At 70.3% G+C, this 16,589-nt stretch carries 18 protein-coding genes and 1 pseudogene; 11 read left to right on the forward strand and 8 right to left on the reverse strand.

All coding sequences use genetic code 11. From position 1 onward, the window contains the following. Nucleotides 1-6: 6 nt before the first annotated feature. Genes IE209_RS12750 through IE209_RS12760 form a run of 3 tightly spaced genes read left to right on the forward strand, consistent with a single transcriptional unit; the run spans nt 7 to nt 2,348 of the window. On the forward strand, nt 7-714 hold the full coding sequence (locus tag IE209_RS12750; RefSeq protein ID WP_189687329.1) for a GntR family transcriptional regulator: 708 nt from the start codon (nt 7-9) through the stop codon (nt 712-714). Between the two features lie 5 nt (nt 715-719). Continuing rightward, nucleotides 720-1,454, forward strand: a complete 735-nt coding sequence (locus IE209_RS12755; protein ID WP_189687330.1) for an aspartate/glutamate racemase family protein — start codon at nt 720-722, stop codon at nt 1,452-1,454. A gap of 39 nt (nt 1,455-1,493) precedes the next feature. Continuing rightward, nucleotides 1,494-2,348, forward strand: a complete 855-nt coding sequence (locus tag IE209_RS12760; RefSeq protein ID WP_189687331.1) for an aldo/keto reductase — start codon at nt 1,494-1,496, stop codon at nt 2,346-2,348. A 3-nt stretch (nt 2,349-2,351) separates the two neighbouring features. Here the strand turns inward: IE209_RS12760 and IE209_RS12765 are convergent, their stop codons facing one another. Next, nucleotides 2,352-3,320: a recombination-associated protein RdgC gene (locus tag IE209_RS12765; protein ID WP_189687332.1), complete on the reverse strand. Its 969-nt coding sequence runs from the start codon at nt 3,318-3,320 to the stop codon at nt 2,352-2,354. Between the two features lie 190 nt (nt 3,321-3,510). Here IE209_RS12765 and IE209_RS12770 point away from each other — a divergent pair, with 190 nt between their 5' ends. Both IE209_RS12770 and IE209_RS12775 read left to right on the forward strand, forming a co-directional pair. Beyond that, the gene (locus tag IE209_RS12770) at nt 3,511-4,032 is read left to right on the forward strand and encodes a Spy/CpxP family protein refolding chaperone (RefSeq protein ID WP_189687333.1); all 522 of its coding nucleotides are present in this window, start codon (nt 3,511-3,513) and stop codon (nt 4,030-4,032) included. Between the two features lie 125 nt (nt 4,033-4,157). Then, complete coding sequence (locus IE209_RS12775; RefSeq protein WP_189687334.1) at nt 4,158-4,931, forward strand: endonuclease/exonuclease/phosphatase family protein; 774 nt, start codon at nt 4,158-4,160, stop codon at nt 4,929-4,931. A 54-nt stretch (nt 4,932-4,985) separates the two neighbouring features. Here IE209_RS12775 and IE209_RS12780 read toward each other — a convergent pair whose 3' ends face one another. The 4 genes from IE209_RS12780 to IE209_RS12795 all read right to left on the reverse strand — a co-directional run bounded on the left by IE209_RS12780 (nt 4,986) and on the right by IE209_RS12795 (nt 7,623). After that, a complete protein-coding gene (locus IE209_RS12780) occupies nt 4,986-5,348 on the reverse strand; it encodes a hypothetical protein (protein ID WP_189687335.1) in 363 nt (120 codons plus the stop codon). A gap of 129 nt (nt 5,349-5,477) precedes the next feature. Further along, on the reverse strand, nt 5,478-6,023 hold the full coding sequence (locus IE209_RS12785; RefSeq protein ID WP_189687336.1) for an acyloxyacyl hydrolase: 546 nt from the start codon (nt 6,021-6,023) through the stop codon (nt 5,478-5,480). A 282-nt stretch (nt 6,024-6,305) separates the two neighbouring features. Next, nucleotides 6,306-6,821, reverse strand: coding sequence for a hypothetical protein (locus tag IE209_RS12790; protein ID WP_189687337.1), 516 nt, complete (start codon nt 6,819-6,821; stop codon nt 6,306-6,308). Continuing rightward, complete coding sequence (locus IE209_RS12795) at nt 6,805-7,623, reverse strand: DUF6502 family protein (protein ID WP_189687338.1); 819 nt, start codon at nt 7,621-7,623, stop codon at nt 6,805-6,807. The genes IE209_RS12790 and IE209_RS12795 overlap by 17 nt, the downstream gene beginning before the upstream one ends. A gap of 24 nt (nt 7,624-7,647) precedes the next feature. Between IE209_RS12795 and IE209_RS12800 the strand changes: the two genes are divergently transcribed. From IE209_RS12800 to IE209_RS12810, 3 genes are all read left to right on the forward strand, one after another. Then, nucleotides 7,648-7,887: a hypothetical protein gene (locus IE209_RS12800; RefSeq protein ID WP_189687339.1), complete on the forward strand. Its 240-nt coding sequence runs from the start codon at nt 7,648-7,650 to the stop codon at nt 7,885-7,887. A 267-nt stretch (nt 7,888-8,154) separates the two neighbouring features. Further along, nucleotides 8,155-8,475, forward strand: coding sequence for a putative signal transducing protein (locus IE209_RS12805; RefSeq protein WP_189687340.1), 321 nt, complete (start codon nt 8,155-8,157; stop codon nt 8,473-8,475). A 42-nt stretch (nt 8,476-8,517) separates the two neighbouring features. Further along, the gene (locus IE209_RS12810; RefSeq protein ID WP_229882826.1) at nt 8,518-10,599 is read left to right on the forward strand and encodes an NAD(+) synthase; all 2,082 of its coding nucleotides are present in this window, start codon (nt 8,518-8,520) and stop codon (nt 10,597-10,599) included. Between the two features lie 3 nt (nt 10,600-10,602). Here the strand turns inward: IE209_RS12810 and IE209_RS12815 are convergent, their stop codons facing one another. Further along, nucleotides 10,603-11,622, reverse strand: a complete 1,020-nt coding sequence (locus IE209_RS12815) for a LacI family DNA-binding transcriptional regulator (RefSeq protein WP_189687341.1) — start codon at nt 11,620-11,622, stop codon at nt 10,603-10,605. 124 nt (nt 11,623-11,746) lie between these two features. Between IE209_RS12815 and IE209_RS12820 the strand changes: the two genes are divergently transcribed. The 3 genes from IE209_RS12820 to IE209_RS12830 are packed head-to-tail and all read left to right on the forward strand — an operon-like array spanning nt 11,747 to nt 14,200. Continuing rightward, the gene (locus tag IE209_RS12820; RefSeq protein ID WP_189687342.1) at nt 11,747-12,610 is read left to right on the forward strand and encodes an SDR family NAD(P)-dependent oxidoreductase; all 864 of its coding nucleotides are present in this window, start codon (nt 11,747-11,749) and stop codon (nt 12,608-12,610) included. A 25-nt stretch (nt 12,611-12,635) separates the two neighbouring features. Further along, complete coding sequence (locus IE209_RS12825; RefSeq protein ID WP_189687343.1) at nt 12,636-13,637, forward strand: Bug family tripartite tricarboxylate transporter substrate binding protein; 1,002 nt, start codon at nt 12,636-12,638, stop codon at nt 13,635-13,637. 14 nt (nt 13,638-13,651) lie between these two features. Then, on the forward strand, nt 13,652-14,200 hold the full coding sequence (locus IE209_RS12830) for a carboxymuconolactone decarboxylase family protein (RefSeq protein WP_189687344.1): 549 nt from the start codon (nt 13,652-13,654) through the stop codon (nt 14,198-14,200). 9 nt (nt 14,201-14,209) lie between these two features. Here IE209_RS12830 and IE209_RS12835 read toward each other — a convergent pair. Then, nucleotides 14,210-15,675 (reverse strand): annotated as a pseudogene (locus IE209_RS12835) (sensor domain-containing diguanylate cyclase). A 91-nt stretch (nt 15,676-15,766) separates the two neighbouring features. Further along, on the reverse strand, nt 15,767-16,534 hold the full coding sequence (budC, locus tag IE209_RS12840) for a meso-2,3-butanediol dehydrogenase (RefSeq protein WP_189687345.1): 768 nt from the start codon (nt 16,532-16,534) through the stop codon (nt 15,767-15,769). Between the last annotated feature and the right edge of the window lie 55 nt (nt 16,535-16,589).

Consider the following 16,589-nt stretch of genomic DNA (forward strand, 5'->3'; position numbering starts at 1 on the left):
CGCGCCATGCCTGCCCCCGACACGGCGCCCACAGTCTCCGACAGCGAGATCTACGAGCGCATGGTTTCCGCCATCCTGGACCACAAGCTGTTGCCCGGCACCAAGCTCGTGGAAGACAAGATCGCCAGCGCCTTCGGCGTCTCGCGCACGCGCGTGCGGCCCGTGCTCGTGCGCCTGGCCAACGAGCAGATCGTCACACTCACGCCCAACCGCGGCGCCTCGGTGGCCCAGCCCACCGAGCAGGAGGCGCGCGAGGTGTTCGAGGTGCGCCGCCTGATCGAGCCCACGCTGGTGCAGCGCTTCATCGCGGTCGCGCAGCCGGCCGACATCCAGCGCCTGGCCGACTGCATCGCGGCCGAGGAAACCGCGCGCCACGCCGGCGACATGCGCCGTGCGATCCGCCAGGCCGGCGACTTCCACCTGCACATCGCGCAGGCGGCCGGCCACCAGACGCTGGGCCGCATCCTGCGCGAACTGGTCTCGCGCACCTCGCTCGTGCTCATGACCTTCAGCAGCCTGCATGCGCAGGAGCGCGAAGAAGCCACGGCCTGCGGCTGCCGCGAGCACCGCGTGCTGCTCGACGCGATCCGCCTGCGCGATGCGCGCGAGGCCAGCCGCTGCATGCGCAAGCACCTGGACCTGCTCGAGGCGCGGCTGGAGTTCACGCCACCCGTGGACGCGCCGATCGATCTCGCAGCCGTGCTCGCTGCCTGAGCACCATGCGCCAGCTGCTCGTCGTCAATCCCAACACCTCGGCCGCTGTCACGGCCTTGCTGCAGCAGCATGTGCAGCGCGAGGCCGGTTCCGGCGTGGCGGTGCGGAGCGTCACGGCGCGTCTGGGCGCACCCTACATCGCCTGCGAGGCCAGCTACGCCGTCGCCGCGCACGCCGCGCTCGATGCCTGGGCGGCGGCCCTGGCCGCGCCCGACGGCGCCGCGCCCGACGCGGTGCTGATCGGCTGCTTCGGCGACCCTGGCCTGTTCGCGCTGCGCGAGGCCAGCCCGGTGCCCGTCACGGGCCTGGCCGAGGCCGCGTTCGCCGAGGCCGCCGCGCATGGCCGCTTCGCCATCGTGACCGGCGGTGCGCGCTGGGTGCCCATGCTCGAACGCCTGGCGCTGGCGCTGGGCCACCAGAGCCTGGCCGGCATCCACACCGTGGCCCCCACGGGCGCGCAGCTCATGGCCGATCCCGCTGGGGCGCGGGCGCTGTTGGCGCGGGCCTGCCAGGAAGCCGCCGGGCGCTGGAACGCGCAGGCCGTGATCGTCGGTGGGGCCGGCCTGGCCGGCGTGGCCGCCGCCATCCAGGACCAGGTCGGCGTGCCGCTCGTCGACAGCGTGGGCGCCGGCACGCGCATGGCCTTGCGCCTGCAGCCGCAGCCCGGTGCGCGTGCCCAGCCCGGCTTCGACGTGGCCTGGCAGCAGGTGGCGGCGGAACTGCAGCAGCTGGGCCGGTGAAGCGTGCGCCCGCACAATGCGGGCGAAAGGAGCTTCCCCATGCACAGCATTCCCCTGCCGGGCACCGGCCCGGCCCTTCCCGCCCTGGGCCTGGGCACCTGGCGCATCGGCGAATCCAAGGTACGCCGCCCCTTGGAGGTCAAGGCCGTGCGCAGCGCGCTCGAGATGGGCTGGCGCCTCGTCGACACGGCCGAGATGTACGGCGAGGGCGGCTCCGAGGAAGTGATCGGCCTGGCCCTGGCCGAGGCCCAGCGCGGCGGTCTGCGGCGCGAAGAACTGTTCCTCGTCAGCAAGGTCTATCCGCACAACGCGAGCCGCCAGGGCACGGTGGCGGCCTGCGAGCGCAGCCTGCGCCGCCTGGGCGTGGACCGGCTCGACCTGTACCTGCTGCACTGGCGCGGCAGCGTGCCGCTGGCCGAGACCGTGCAGGCCCTGCAGGCGCTGGTCGCGGCCGGCCGCATCGCGCGCTGGGGCGTCAGCAACTTCGACGTGGACGACATGCAGGCGTTGTGGTCCGTCCCCGGCGGCGACACCTGCGCGGCCAACCAGGTCTACTACTCGATCACCGAGCGTGGCCCGGCCCACAGCCTGCTGCCCTGGCTGCGCGCGCACGGCGTGGCGCTGATGGCCTACAGCCCGCTGGACCAGGGCGCGCTGGCCGAGGATGCGGCATTGCAGGCCCTGGCCGAACGGCAGGGCTGCAGCACGGCGCAACTCGCACTGGCCTGGTTGCTCGCGCAGCCCGGCGTCAATGCACTCCCCAAGGCCGTGGGCGAGGCCCATCTGCGCGAGAACCTGGCCGCGGCTGAGATCGTTCTGACGGACGAGGTGAAGGCGGGCTTGGCGCAGCGCTACCCCGCACCCGCGCGCAAGCCCCCGCTGGCGATGATCTGACGCTCAGAACGGCGCGTCTTCCGTGTCCGGCTGCGCGGCCGGTGCCGCCGCTGCGGGCAGCGGCGTGTCCACCGCGGCCTTGAGCTCGATCTCGCCGCCCAGCGCCTCGAGCAGGCCCGGCAGCAGGCGGCCGATCTCGCCTGTGGAGATGGCAGCGTCGGCGTCGAAGCTGTCTTCCTTTTCCTGCGAGGTCTTCTCGAACACGCCGTCCTGGAACTGCAGCTTGCGCAGCTGCATGCTCTCGGTCAGCACGAAGGACACGCGCTCGTCCCAGGTCATGGCCAGCTTGGTCGGCAGCTTGCCCTCGGCGATGTGCTGGCGGATCTCCTCGATGTCCAGCGGGTGGTGGGCGTAGCGGATCGCAGCCTTGGACGCGTCGGTCGCCTTGAGCTCGCATTCGCGGTCGATCGTGAAACCGGCCGGCGGCTCCTGCGTGCTGAGCCATTCGGACATCGCGGCCGTGGCCGAGGTGGCCGTGTGCACCTCCTGCACCACGAAGCCGTCCAGCACCTTCACGAGCAGGCTGATGATCTCGTCCACACGGTTCTGGCTGCCCGCGTCGACCACGAAGCGGCGCGCCTGCGGGTCGATCCAGACCCAGGTGGCGCCGCGCTTGGAGAAGGCCACGGGCAGCAGCGCCTGCTTGGCTTCCTCGCGCAGGTCGCGGATCTCCTTCTTGCCGGGCTTGCGGCCGGTCGTGGCCTCGATCTGCTGGGCGCGTTCCTCGGCCTTGCGCTTGACCACCGAGGCCGGCACGGCCTTGCTCTCGACCATCAGGCGCAGCAGGTACTGGCCGCCCACGGACTCGACCAGCGGGCCGTGTTCCTCGCCGCGCGGCGGCACCCAGCCGGCCGAACGTTCCTGCGTCGGGCCGCATTCTTCGAAGCGCTGCGTGCCGAGCGCCTCCTCGATCTGCTCCCAGGTGGCGGTCCAGTCGCCACCGAGCTTGTAAACCATCACGTTCTTGAACACTGTTCGCTCTCGTTGCACGGAAAGCCGCGTATTGTCGTTGCAGGCCGGCACCGCATCGCGCAGCAAACTTCCTTGCGAGAACTTTACAAACAAGTGGACAAGCGGCACGGGGCCGATACATGCGCGTCCGACACTGGACCCACAGCAGAGCAACACGCCGCTGTGGTTCTCCGACAGAAAGGAAGTCTCGATGACCCGCTCTTCTCTCTTCTCCTTGCGCCGCATCGTGCTGGCCAGCAGCCTGGCCGCCCTGGGCGCCACCGCCATGGCGCAGACCCCGCCGGCCTCCCCGCCGCCCGCCGAGGCGCCCGCTCGCCATGCCGGCGAGCACGTGCGCCCCGACCCGGCCAAGCGCATGGAGCGCCGTGAAGCCCGGCTCAAGCAGGAGCTCAAGATCACGGCCGAACAGGAACCCGCCTGGAACCAGTTCACGGCCAGCATGCTGCCGCCCGGCCCGCCCAAGGAACGCATGGACCGCGAGGGCTGGCGCAAGCTGACCACGCCGCAGCGCATCGAGCGCATGCGCACCATGCACGCCGAGCGCTCGGCCGAGATGGAGCGCCGGGCCGAGGCCACGCTGCGCCTGTATGGCGCGTTGACGCCCGAGCAGCAGAAGGTGTTCGACGAGCGCATGGCCATGGGCCCGCGCCACGGCCCGCACCACGGTCCGCACCAGCACGGCATGCCGCCCAAGCCCGAACCGCGCGGCTGAGGAACCCGGGGGCGCCGGCCGGCTCTATCGGGTCTCGCAGACCCGGTGTCCGGCAGGCGTCCTACAACGCCGGGCTGGCCGGCTGCGGTACAACCACTACCCGTATCCGCGTCACCCCCGCAGCCATGTCGAACACCCCCGCCGACGGCACCGTCACCAAGCTCAAGGTCCTGACGGTCAACATCCACAAGGGCTTCACCTCGTTCAACCGCCGCTTCATGCTGCACGAGCTGCGCGAGGCCGTGCGCCATGTGCATGCCGACGTGGTGTTCCTGCAGGAGGTGCTGGGCACGCATGCGCGCCATGCGGCGCGCCATCCCGACTACCCCGAAGCGCCGCACTACGAATTCCTGGCCGACTCGATCTGGCCGCAGTTCGCCTACGGCAAGAACGCGGCCTACCCGCATGGTCACCACGGCAACGCCGTGCTGTCCAAGTTCCCCATCGTGCACCAGGAAAACCGCGACGTTTCGCTGCCCGGCCCGGAACGCCGCGGCCTGCTGCATTGCGCGCTGGCCATCCCCGGTCAGAAGCACCAGCTGCATGTGTTCTGCGTGCACCTGGGACTGCGCGAGTCGCACCGGCGCGAACAGCTGCGCCTGTTGGCCGAGATGATCAACAAGGAAGTGCCCACCGGTGCGCCCGTGGTGGTGGCCGGCGACTTCAACGATTGGCGCCGGCGTGCCCACGACATCCTGGAAGAGCTGGCCGGGCTGCGCGAGGTCTTCGTGCATGCCACGGGGCACTCGGCCAAGACCTTTCCGGCCAAGTTCCCGGTGCTGTCGCTGGACCGCATCTACGTGCGCAATGCCAGTGCGCATTCGCCCATCGTGCTGCCGGGCTCGCCCTGGAACAAGCTGTCCGACCACGCGCCGCTGGCCGCGGTCATCGATCTCTAGCCAAAAGAAAAGGGGCCTTGCGGCCCCTTCGGCGGTGGCACCACTGCGGCGCGCTCACATGCGGCCCAGGTCGTCGGCCTCGCCGCCGATGCGGTCGGTCTGGCCGCGCACCTGCGCCTGCACCTCGGCGCGCGTGCGATTGCGCGCCATGTAGCTGCCCAGCGCGTCGTTCTGCTCGCCCAGGTCGGCCGCCACCCGGCCACCCTTGTCGGCCTCGCCCGTGGCGTTGGCGCGGCGCGCCTCCTGGCGGATCTCGCCACGCGTGTGTTCGCTGGTGGCGTCGCGCGAGGGTGCCGGCTTGACCGGCATGCCCTCGATCACGGAAGGCGGCTGCTGTTGGGCCATCGCAGCGCCACCGGCGAAGACCGTGGCGGCAAGCAGGGCGGCGGCGGCGCGCAGAGACTTGTTCAGATGCATGGAAAACTCCTTTGTGTGGTTGGCGGGCTCTCGCGAGTCCCTGGCCACCAATCTAGAAGTCCCTGCATGTCGGCCCTGTCATCGGCGCCCAGACCTCTTTTGTAGGAAGCTGCGGCACCGGCCTGCCGGTCAAAGTGTGTAGCCGTAGCGCAGCTGGTAGAAGGTCTCGCCCGGGTTGGGGTCCTTCAAGCCGGCATTGGAGACGTGCTTGACGTACACGCCGATCTCGTGGCGTCCGAAGCTGTAGCCCACACCCAGGTGGTCGCTGAAGTTCCAGCGCGAGCCGAATTCCTTGGTGCGTGTGCGGTAGCCGTTCACGAGGTAGGACACGCCCACGCCGCCCTCGACGAACCAGGGCGAGCGCCCTTCGTCGAAGCGCCAGCGCAGCATGGGCACCAGGCCCAGCTGGGTGAACTTGTCGCGCTCGCCCGGCAGGGCGTCCGCATGCCAGCGGCTGGCATAGCCATCCACGGACAGGGCCAGCCTGCCGCTGAAGAAGCGCACATCGGTGGGCAGCCGCAGGCCCAGGGTCAGGGCCTCGGTGGATGCGCCGTCGTGCCGGGCCTGTCCGGCCTCCAGGTACAGGCCGGTGCCCTGGCGCTGCTGGGCATGGACGGCGGTGCCGAACGCCAGGCACAAGGCAGCCAGGGCGGTTGCGGTGGGGAAGCGCTGCATGGGAACTCTCGATGTGATGGGTTTGTTGCACATGCTACGCAGCTGTGACAAACCGGCCTGTAGGAAGCCGCCGCCTGCACGCGCACAAGCCTGTGGATCGTTCCAGCACAACCTCGTGCTTGTCCACAGAGCGCAGGCCGGAGCGGAAGTTGTTCGTCGCAGCACCGCGATTTCCCGGGCGGCGGCCCACATGGCTGTGCATCGCGCAAGCCCTTGATCGCGTTGGACAAAGCCGGGTTGCCCACAGGAACAAGTCGCCCTCTACTACTACGACTATTCAGATCATTCAGAAGATAGACAGGAGACAGCGGCGGCGGCGGGGGGCTGTTGCGTCAGCCACACAGGTCCCAGCAGCGTGGTGCCCTCAAGATCGCGCAGGGTCAGCTGCAGGCGCAGGCCCTGCCCGTCCGGCAGGCTGGCGACGAGCGTGAGCCGCGCGCTTTGCTCGCGCAGCACCGTCTGGCCGTCCGCCACGACGAGCCCGCTCCAGCGGCCCGTCAGCTCGGCCTGGCCATCGGCATCGAAGACCCAGCTGCCTTCGTGCACGAAGCGCTGGCAGGGCAGGCTCAGCTCCACACGCGCCGCGCTGACCGAGAGCACCAGCGCGCCGGTGCACCGGTCGCCGCAAGGCAGGGGCTGCATCGGCTGCAGGGCCGCGTCCAGCGTGGCGGCGTAGGTGCCTTCGGCGAGCGCGGCACCCGCGTTCGGGCCCGTGCCCGTGCCACCGGTGCCGGGGCCACAGGCCACCACAAGGCAGGCGACCCAGAGGCATGCGAGCAGCTCAGCGAATCGTTTCATGGTCGTCAGCGGCATGGAAGTAGCTGCCGAAGCGCACGCGCTGCGTGCGCTGCGCCGGGTCGGCATGGGCCTGGTCGTGGTCGAAGCGGGCCTGGGCCTCGCGCATGACCTGGCGGAAGGCCTGGCGCCAGACCCCGGCCGCCAGGGCGTGCAGTTCGGCGGCGGACGCCGGCGTCAGCTCGTCCACGAACACGGCCTGCTCCAGGAAGTTCTGCCCGCCGTCGACGTTGGCGCAGGCCGCCGCCAGGTGGTCGTGCACGTTGTCCCCGAGCAGCTGCACCATCTCGGCGAAACCCTGGCGCGGCACGAAGCCCGGCGCAAGCAGGCGCACGCCCTGCCCGCCCTCCTCGGCCAGGCCCAGGCGCAGCAGTTCGTCGAGCACGGCGCGCGGCCGCACATCGGTGCTGATGGCCGCGACCAGCGCGTCGAAGCTGGGGCCTTGGGACTGGCGCGGCAGCACCAGCGGCACGCCCTCGTCGTCGACGAAGGCTACGTCGCTGAGCCAGCGCGCCACCACCTGGCTGGCCATGTTCATGGCCGCGTGCGGCGCGGCCTCGCCGGCGGCGGCACGCAATTGCCGCACATCACGGCGGTGGACGCCCGACAGCAGGCTCAGTGCGCTGTCGGTGGGCTTTTGGCCGCTGGCGGCCAACTCGTCCTGAGCCGCCTGCAGGAACACCTGCTTGAGCGCTGCCGCGAAGCTGGGATAGGCCACGCCATGCCGCAGCAGCAGCCGCACCGCGGGCCGCAGCAGGCGCAGCACCGAAGCCAGCACGACGGCGGACCGGGAAGGGGCAGACATTTCGTGGGATATTATTCCACGCACATGAAGAGATGGACCCTGGAAAGCCCAGGTGCCGGCATCGCGCTGCACCTGCTGCTGCTCTCGCTCGTGGTGGCCGCTGTGCAGTACAGCGAGCACCGGGCCGCGTCCATCCCGGCCGCGGCACCCTCGCCGCCCCAGACGCGCCCGGAGCCCATGCGGGCGCAGCAGCAGGCGCGCGACCCCGCCGGGCAGGCCGTGCCCGTCGCCGAAGCGGCCCTGCCCCGCCATCCCGCCCCCTGAACTAACAACCGTGTGGATAGTTCCGGCACAAGCCGGTGCTTGTCCACAGTCGCGCGCCCGGCGCGCGACTTGTTCATGCCCGCGCGACAGCGCGAAAGCGCGCCCGCCCACAGCCACGGCGGTGCCGCAAGTGCGCGGCACGGCTGGAAAAAAGACGGTTGTCCACAGCCGCGGGCGCCCTCTACTACTACGACTATTGAGAGATAGAGAAGATAGAAAAGGGATAGGGACAAGCGGCGCGCCCATCCCCGCATAGGATGGACCGCCATGCAACGCGTCGCCACCGCCCCGAACCTCATGGTCGCCACCCTGTGGGCCGACATGCTGCGGCGCGACGGCATCTCCGCCACGGTCCAGCGCGCCTACGCCAGCAGCATCGCCGGCCAGATCCCACCGGACCAGGCCTTGCCCGAGATCTGGGTCGAGGAAGACCGGCACCTGGACCGGGCGCTGGCCATGCTCGAGCAGTTGCAGCATCCGCCGGAGCGGCGCTGGGGCTGCCCCGGTTGTGCCGAGATCGTGGAAGGGCCCTTCGAGCAGTGCTGGAACTGCGGCACGCTGCGCGAGTCAGCGGGGCCGGCCAGTTAGCATCGCGGCCCACCCGCGTCGTCAACAAAGGACTCCTGCGCCGTGCCGAACCGACTGAGCCACCTGCCCTTTCTGCATCCCTGGCGCCACGGCTTCGTGCGCCTGGCCGTGGCCGTGCCGCGCAACCGCGTGGCCGATCCTGTGTACAACGCCGCCGAGACCGTGCGCCTGTACGAGGACGCCGCCGACCAGGGCGCCTCGGTCGTGGCCTTCCCGGAGCTGGGCCTGTCGGCCTACACCTGCGACGACCTGTTCCACCAGGCTGCGCTGCTCGACCGTTGCATCGACGCGTTGCATGCCGTGGCGCAGGCCACGCGCGGCCGCGATGCCGTGGCCATCGTCGGCCTGCCGCTGCGCGTGGACCACCGGCTGTTCAACTGCGCGGCCATCGTCGCCGGTGGCCAGGTGCTGGGCCTGCAGTCCAAGACCTACCTGCCCAACTACGGCGAGTTCTACGAAGGCCGCCAGTTCGCGGCCGCCGATGCCGCCGTCTCGACCAGCGTGCAGCTGTTCGGCCAGGACGTGCCCTTCGGTACCGATCTCGTGTTCCGGGCCCGGCAGCAGCCTCTGCTGGCCCTGCACTGCGAGATCTGCGAGGACCTGTGGGTCCCCATCCCCCCTTCGAGCTACGCCGCCCTGGCGGGCGCCACCGTGCTGGTGAACCTGTCGGCTTCCAACATCACGATCGGCAAGGCCGCCTACCGGCACCGGCTGGCCAGCCTGCAGTCGGGCCGCTGCCTGGCGGCCTACCTTTATTCATCGGCCGGCATCGGCGAATCGACGACCGACCTGGCCTGGGACGGCCAGGCCCTGATCTACGAAGGCGGCGAGTTGCAGGCCGAGAGCGAGCGCTTTTCCAATGTCTCGCACACCATCTTTGCCGACGTGGACCTGGAGCGCCTGGTGCACGAGCGCATGCGGCAGAACAGCTTCGGCACCTCCGCCGCGCGCCACAAGGCCCAGCTGGCCGCCTGGCGCACCGTGGAATTCGACCTGGCGCCGCCGCAGGCGCCCGGCGCGCTGCGCCGCACGGTGGAGCGCTTTCCCTACGTGCCGGCCGATGCCGCCACGCGCGACGAGCGTTGCCGCGAGGTCTTCAACATCCAGGTGCAGTCGCTGGTGCAGCGGCTGGAGGCCGCGCGCATCGAGAAGGTGGTGATCGGCGTCTCGGGCGGGCTGGACTCCACCCACGCGCTGCTGGTGCTGGCCCAGGCCATGGACCGCCTCAACCGCCCGCGCAGCCACATCCTGGCCTACACCATGCCGGGCTTTGCCACCAGCACGCGCACGCTGGACCAGGCGCACCGGCTCATGGCCACGGTGGGCTGCACGTCCAAGGAGATCGACATCCGGCCCAGCTGCCGCCAGATGCTGGCCGACCTGGACCACCCGTTCGCGCGTGGCGAGCCGGTCTACGACATCACCTTCGAGAACGTGCAGGCCGGCGAGCGCACCAGCCACCTGTTCCGCCTGGCCAACCACCACGGCGCGATCGTGGCCGGTACCGGCGACCTCAGCGAACTGGCGCTGGGCTGGTGCACCTACGGGGTGGGCGACCACATGTCGCACTACAACGTGAACGCCAGCGTTCCCAAGACGCTGATCAAGCACATGGTGCACTGGGTGGCCGGGCAGAACCTGCTGGGCGATGCGGGCAGCGCCGTGCTGCGCGAGATCCTGGCCACCGAGGTCAGCCCCGAGCTTGTGCCGGCCGGCGCCGACGCGGATGGCAAGGACCAGCCCGGCCAGCGCACCGAAGACACCGTCGGCCCCTACGAGCTGCAGGACTTTCACCTCTACCACACCGTGCGCCACGGTTTCGGCCCGGCCAAGGTGGCCTTCCTCGCGCACGCGGCCTGGCACGACCGGGAACAAGGGCCCTGGCCCGACACGCTGCAGGGCGCGCGCAACCAGTACGGCCTGGCCGACATCAAGAAGCACCTGCGCACCTTCGTCTGGCGCTTCTTCCAGACCAGCCAGTTCAAGCGCAGCTGCGTGCCCAACGGACCCAAGGTCGGCTCGGGCGGTTCGCTCTCGCCGCGCGGTGACTGGCGCGCGCCCAGCGATTCCGAGGCGCGCGTGTGGATCGACGAAGTCGCGGCGATTCCGACGGAAGACGATTGAATTTCAGGGCCGCGGCGCCGGCCCGATCGATCCGCGGTCGGTGAACTGCAGCGGCACGCGCTCGCTGCGCCCCGGCTGGCCGGGGTCGGTCATACGGCTGTGCAGCAGCATGGCGATGCCTTCGGCCACGCGCTGGGCGTCCACGTTGAGCAGCGAGATGCTGGGCGAATGGTCGCGTGCGAAATCCGAGTCGCCGATGGTCACGACGGAAATGTCCTGCGGCACGCGCAGGCCGTTGGCCTCGATCGCGCGCAGCGTGCTGCCCAGCGTGTAGGTGCCCTGCGCGACGATGGCCGTGGGGCGGTCCGCCCGCTTGAGCAGCGCATCCACGTCCGCGAACACCGAGGCCGTGGCCGATGCGGCCTGCACCAGCATGTCGGGCGCGCGCAGCCCGGCGGCCTTGTAGGCGGCGCGGTAGCCCTCGATGCGCCGGCGCACGGGCCGGCTGCTGGCGCGCCACAGGGCCAGAGCGATGCGCTGGTGGCCCTGCGCGAACAGCTCGGCCATGGCGGCCTTCATGCCCGCGGCATGGTCGAACAGCAGCGCGTCGCAGCCGGGCGCGGCGATGTCGCGGTCCAGCACGACCACGGGCATGGCCAGCGCTTGGAGCGCGGCCAGCACCTGCGCATCGGTCTCGTTGCCGGGCGCTGCGATCACGCCGTCCATGCCACGCCGGGCGAACAGGGCCAGCGTTTCGGTCTCGCGCTGCGCGTCGTTCAGGCCATTGGCCAGCAGCAGCATGTAGCCGTCCTTGCGCAGCCGCTCCTCGAGCGAGCGGAACAGCCGCGCGTAGAGCGGGTTGGTCACGTCGGTGAACAGGCAGCCGATGGTCTTGCTCGAGCGCGAGCGCAGTGCCTGGGCCGTGTGGTTGGGCCGGTAATCGAGGATGGCGATCGCGCGCTCGACCTTGTCGCGGGTTTCTGGTGAAACGTTTTCAACACCATTGATCACGCGTGAGGCGCTGCCCACCGACACCCCGGCCAATGCCGCGACGTCGCGAATATCCACCTTGCCTTTGCCCATCGATCCGCTTTCTTCCGACGACCTGCGCCGCATGATAGCCAAGCCCCGAACGGGCTAGGGGTTAGCCCCATGTTGAAACGTTTCATCGGTGACCCTAGGATGCGCCTCAGCCACAGGAGACGCCATGCAACAGGGACCCGCGATCGATCCGCAGCGACAGTGCTTCGCACCGGCCATCGGCCAGCCATCCGACCAGCCGGCGCTGCGGCTGCACGGCCGCAAGGTGCTCGTGGTGGGGGCCGGCCAGCGCAGCATCGACGACCCGGACCCGCCGGTGGGCAACGGCCGCGCCATCAGCCTGCTGTTCGCCCGCCATGGCGCGGCCCTGACCTGCGTGGACCGCTCGGAGCCGGCGCTGCGCGCCACCTGCGAGCAGGTGGCGCGCGAAGGCGGCCGCGTGCATGCCGAGGTCGCCGACGTGGCCGATGCCGTGCAGATCGCGCCGCTCGTGCAGCGCGCCCATGCGCAGATGGGCGGGCTGGACGGCTTGGTGCTCGTGGTCGGCGTGGCCAGCGGCCTCCCCCTGGCACGCCAGACCGCGCAGGACTGGGACCATGAGCACGCCGTCAACGTGCGCAGCAACATGTTGTTCGCGCAGCAGGCGCTGCAGCACATGGCGCCGGGCGGCTCCATCTTGCTGGTCTCCTCGCTGGCGGCGCTGCGCAACAGTTCGGGCAATCCGGCGTACGAGACCACCAAGGCTGCCCAGGTGGCACTGGCGCGGGCCATCGCCATGGCGGGCCAGCCGCGGGGCATCCGCTGCAACAGCCTGCTGCCCGGATTGATGGACACGCCCATGGGCCGCGCCGCCACCCGCCGGCGGCCGGACCGCCTGGCCATGCCGCTGCCCTTCGGCCGCCAGGGCACGGGCTGGGAGGTGGCGCACGCGGCGCTGTTCCTCATCTCGCACGAGTCGTCCTATGTGAACGCGCACGCGCTGCTCGTCGATGGCGGCCTGGCGGCCGGCATCGCGCTGGCCGCTTCCTGACAACCCTGCTCCGGAGGATCCGACCATGCCCCAGGTTTCGCATGGCAGGCGGCGCGCTGCCGCCCTGCTCGCCTGTCCGGCCGCCTGGCTGGCCTTGGGCCGGCCAGCCCATGGCCAGCCGCAAGAGGACTACCCCAAGCGGCCGATCAAGATCGTGCTGGGCTTTCCGCCGGGTGGCTCCACCGACACCTCGGCCCGCCGCGTGGCCGACCAGTTGGCGCGGCAGATGGGCCAGCCCGTCATCGTGGAGAACCGGCCCGGCGCCTCCGGCAACATCGGCGCGACCTACGTGGCCAAGAGCGCGCCCGACGGCTACACGCTGCTGTACGGCACCAACACCACGCACGCCATGAATGTGAGCCTGTACCCCCGGCTGGAGTTCGACCCCGTCAAGGATTTCGAGCCGGTGGTGTTGCAGGGCAAGGTCTCCAACGTGTTCAGCGTCCATCCGTCCTTCGGCGCCACGACGCTGCAGGCCTTCATCGACCAGGCCAAGGCCAGGCCGGGCGCCATCAACGTGGCCTCCAACGGCAACTCCACCAGCACGCACATGGCGCTGGAGCTGCTCAAGAGCATGGCCGGCATCTCCTTCGTCCACGTGCCCTACAAGGGCAGCGCGCCGGCGCTCAACGACGTGCTGGGCGGCACGGTGCCAGCCATCATGGACAACCTGCCGGCCTCGCTGCCGCACATCAAGGCCGGCAAGCTGCGGCCGCTGGCCGTTACCGCGCGCAAGCGCCTGCCGCAGCTGCCCGAAGTGCCCACCTTCGACGAACTGGGCCTGCGCGGCTACGAGGTGGCGGGCTGGGGCGCGATCTGGGCGCCGGCCGGCACGCCGCGGCCCATCGTGGAGCGGCTCAACCGCGAGATCAACCTGGCACTCAGGGAGCCGCGCATCGTCGAGGTGATGTTCGAGACCGCGTCCGAGCCGCAGGGCGGCACGCCGGAGGAACTGGCCCGCTACGCCCGCGAGGAAACCATCAAGTGGCGCGAGGTGATCCGCAACGCCAACATCCGTCTCGACTGACCAGGACCCAAGCCATGGCACGCATTCCGTACTTCGATCTCGACCAGGCCTCGCCGACCATCCGCGAGATGGTGGCGTCCCGCCCGCCGCTCAACATCTACCGCATGGTGGCGCACGGCGGCCCCAGCGCCGAGGGCTTCCTGGCCCTGGGCAACGCGATCCTGCGGCGCTCGGAACTCGACCCAGTGCTGCGCGAACTCGTCATCCTGCGCGTGGGCGCGCTGTGCGGCTCGCACTACGAGGTGTTCCAGCACCGCCGCGTGGCGGCGCAGGCCGGTGTTTCCCCGGAAAAGATCGAGGCCGTGCTGCAGCGGCCCGAGGACGGCCCCCCGCCGGCGGCCTTCACCGCGCTCGAGCTGCAGGTGCTGCACTACACGGACGCCGTGGTGCGGCAGGTCAAGGCACCCGCCTCGTTGTTCGATGCGGTCGCGGCCAGTTTGCCGCACCGCCAGCTCGTCGAACTGACGATGGCGATCGGCTTCTACATGCTGGTCTGCCGCCTGCTGGAGAACTTCGAGGTCGACCTGGAAGCCGCCCCGCCCGCCGCTGCGCCAGGCCGCTGACGCCTTCGCTCAGCCGGACGCGCGGCGCCGCTCCTGGCGCCCGTCGCGGTAGAAGCGGGCCTTGGCGTCGAACATGGCCCGGTCGGCCGCGTGCAGTGCGTCCTCCACCTCCGAGGCGCGGCTGGCACTCGCGATGCCGATCGACAGGCTCAGCGCCTGCCCGGGATAGAACTGGTTGTTGAGCTCGATCATCGACTCGATGCGGCTCTTGAGTTCCTGCGCCGCGCGCTCGTCCGCGCCCGGCAGCAGGGCCACGAACTCGTCGCCGCCGATGCGCGCCATGCAGCCGGGCTGGCCCGCACTGGCGCTGGCCAGCACCTCGCCGGCACGGCGCAGCAAGGCGTCGCCGGCCACGTGGCCCTCGCTGTCGTTGATGCGCTTGAGTCCGTTCAGGTCCATCGCCAGGATGCCCAACGGCCACGGGCCTTTGCGCGAGATGCGGTTGAGCTCCTCCACGTAGAAGGCGCGGTTGCGCAGCCGGGTCAGCGAATCGTGCTTGCCCAGGTACTCGAGGTAGGCCTCGGCCTTCTTGCGCGCCGTGATGTCCACCAGCGAGACCAGCACCAGGCTCCAGTCGTCCATGTGGTCGGGCAGCACGGCGAACTGCATGTGGATGTTGATCAGCGCGCCGCCCAGGCCGTAGTTGACGACCTCGCGCACCTGCTCGGTCTTGCCGTTCCACAGGTCGATCAGCTGCTCGGCGAAGGTGTCGTGCATCTCGTCGCGGAACACCTTGCCCAGGTTGCCCAGCAGCTCCTCCTGGCTGGCGGCGCCGAACATCGTGAGCGTCTGGCGGTTGACCTCCAGCACGCGGATCTCCTCCATGCAGCGGCCCACGAACTCCGGGTGCACCGAGAGGAACACGCGGAAGTCCTGGATGCCCTGGGCCCGCACCTCCTCCAGCAGCTGCTTCACGCCGCTGAAGTCTTCCACCCACAGTGACACCGGCGAGTAGTGGAACAGGTCGCGCGCATGGCTTTCGCTGGCCGCCAGCTGCCGGCGCGTCTGCACGGCCGCGGTGGTGTCTTCCAGCGAGATCAGTACGCGGTCCCAGCGGTCTCGTGGCCGCGCAGCACGCGCACTCGGATCGCCACGTCGATGCGCCGGCCGTCCAGCGCGTAGTTGACGGTCTGGTTGCTGTAGTCGAGCCGGCCGTTCCACAGCGACAGCATCTCGGGCAGCATGGTCGTGAACATGTCGCCGCGGAACACGTCGGGCAGGCGCTGCTGCAACTCCTCGAGGCTGGCCGCGCCGAACAGCGCCAAGGTCTGCCGGTTGACCTGCAGGATGCGGATGCCCGCCGCGCACTGCTGCACGCGCGTGGGGTCGGCACGCAGGTGCGCCTCCAGGTCCGTCACGCCGGCGGCGCGCCAGCTGGCGAACAGATCCTTGAGCGCGCTGAAGTCCTCCAGCCAGAGCGAGATCGGGGCCCACTCGAACATCTGTTCGAAGTCGGCGGAATCGGTTGGTGTCATCGCCTGATTTTCCAGGACTTATGTGTTGGTTGGACCCGGCGCTGGCCGGGGCCCGCGGACCGAAGCAAGCGCGGTGCCTGCCCTGCCGCGCTCAACCGCCCGGCGGCTGGCCGTTGGAGGCCGTCACGCCGCCGTCCACCGGCAGGTTCACGCCGTTGATGAAGCGTGCGTCCTCGCTCGCAAGGAAGGCCACCACGGCCGCGATGTCGGCCGGCTCGGCCACGCGGCCCAGCGGCAGGCGTTCCATGAACTTGGCCACGAGCTCTGCGTCGGCCAGCATGTCCTCGGTCATGCCCGTGCGCGTGAGCGATGGGCACACGGCATTGCAGCGCACGCCCTGGCCGCCGTAGTCCAGCGCGATCGCCCGCGTGAGGTTCACCACTCCGCCCTTGGCCGCGTTGTAGGCGCACATGGCCCAGTCCGCGCCCAGGCCCGAGACCGAGGCCGTGTTGACGATGCAGCCGCGCGTCTTGAGCAGCTCGGGCAGCGCGGCGCGGCAGCCGTAGAACACGCCCGTGAGGTCCACGCGGATGGTCTGGTCCCAATCGTCCAGCGCCACGTCGCCGGCCTTGCCTTCGGAGGCCACGCCGGCGTTGTTGACCATCACGTCCAGGCGGCCGAAGCGCTCCACGGCCGCGCGCACCAAAGCCTGCACCTGGGTGTGGTCGCCCGTGTCGCAGCGCTGCACCAGCGTGCGCTCGGCGTCCAGGCCGGCGGACACCGTCTGCAGCTTGGCGGCTTCGATGTCGGCCAGCACCACGTTGGCGCCTTCCTGTGCGAAGCGTTCGGCCACGCCACGGCCGATGCCGGAGGCCGCGCCCGTGACGATGACGGCCTTGCCCTTGAAGCGTTGTTCCATGTGCACTCCCTGCTCAGAAAACCGCCATGGTGGGCGGCCGGCGCGGGGTGCGGCG

It is taken from the genome of Pseudorhodoferax aquiterrae (assembly GCF_014652235.1).
Lineage (GTDB): Bacteria > Pseudomonadota > Gammaproteobacteria > Burkholderiales > Burkholderiaceae_C > Pseudorhodoferax > Pseudorhodoferax aquiterrae.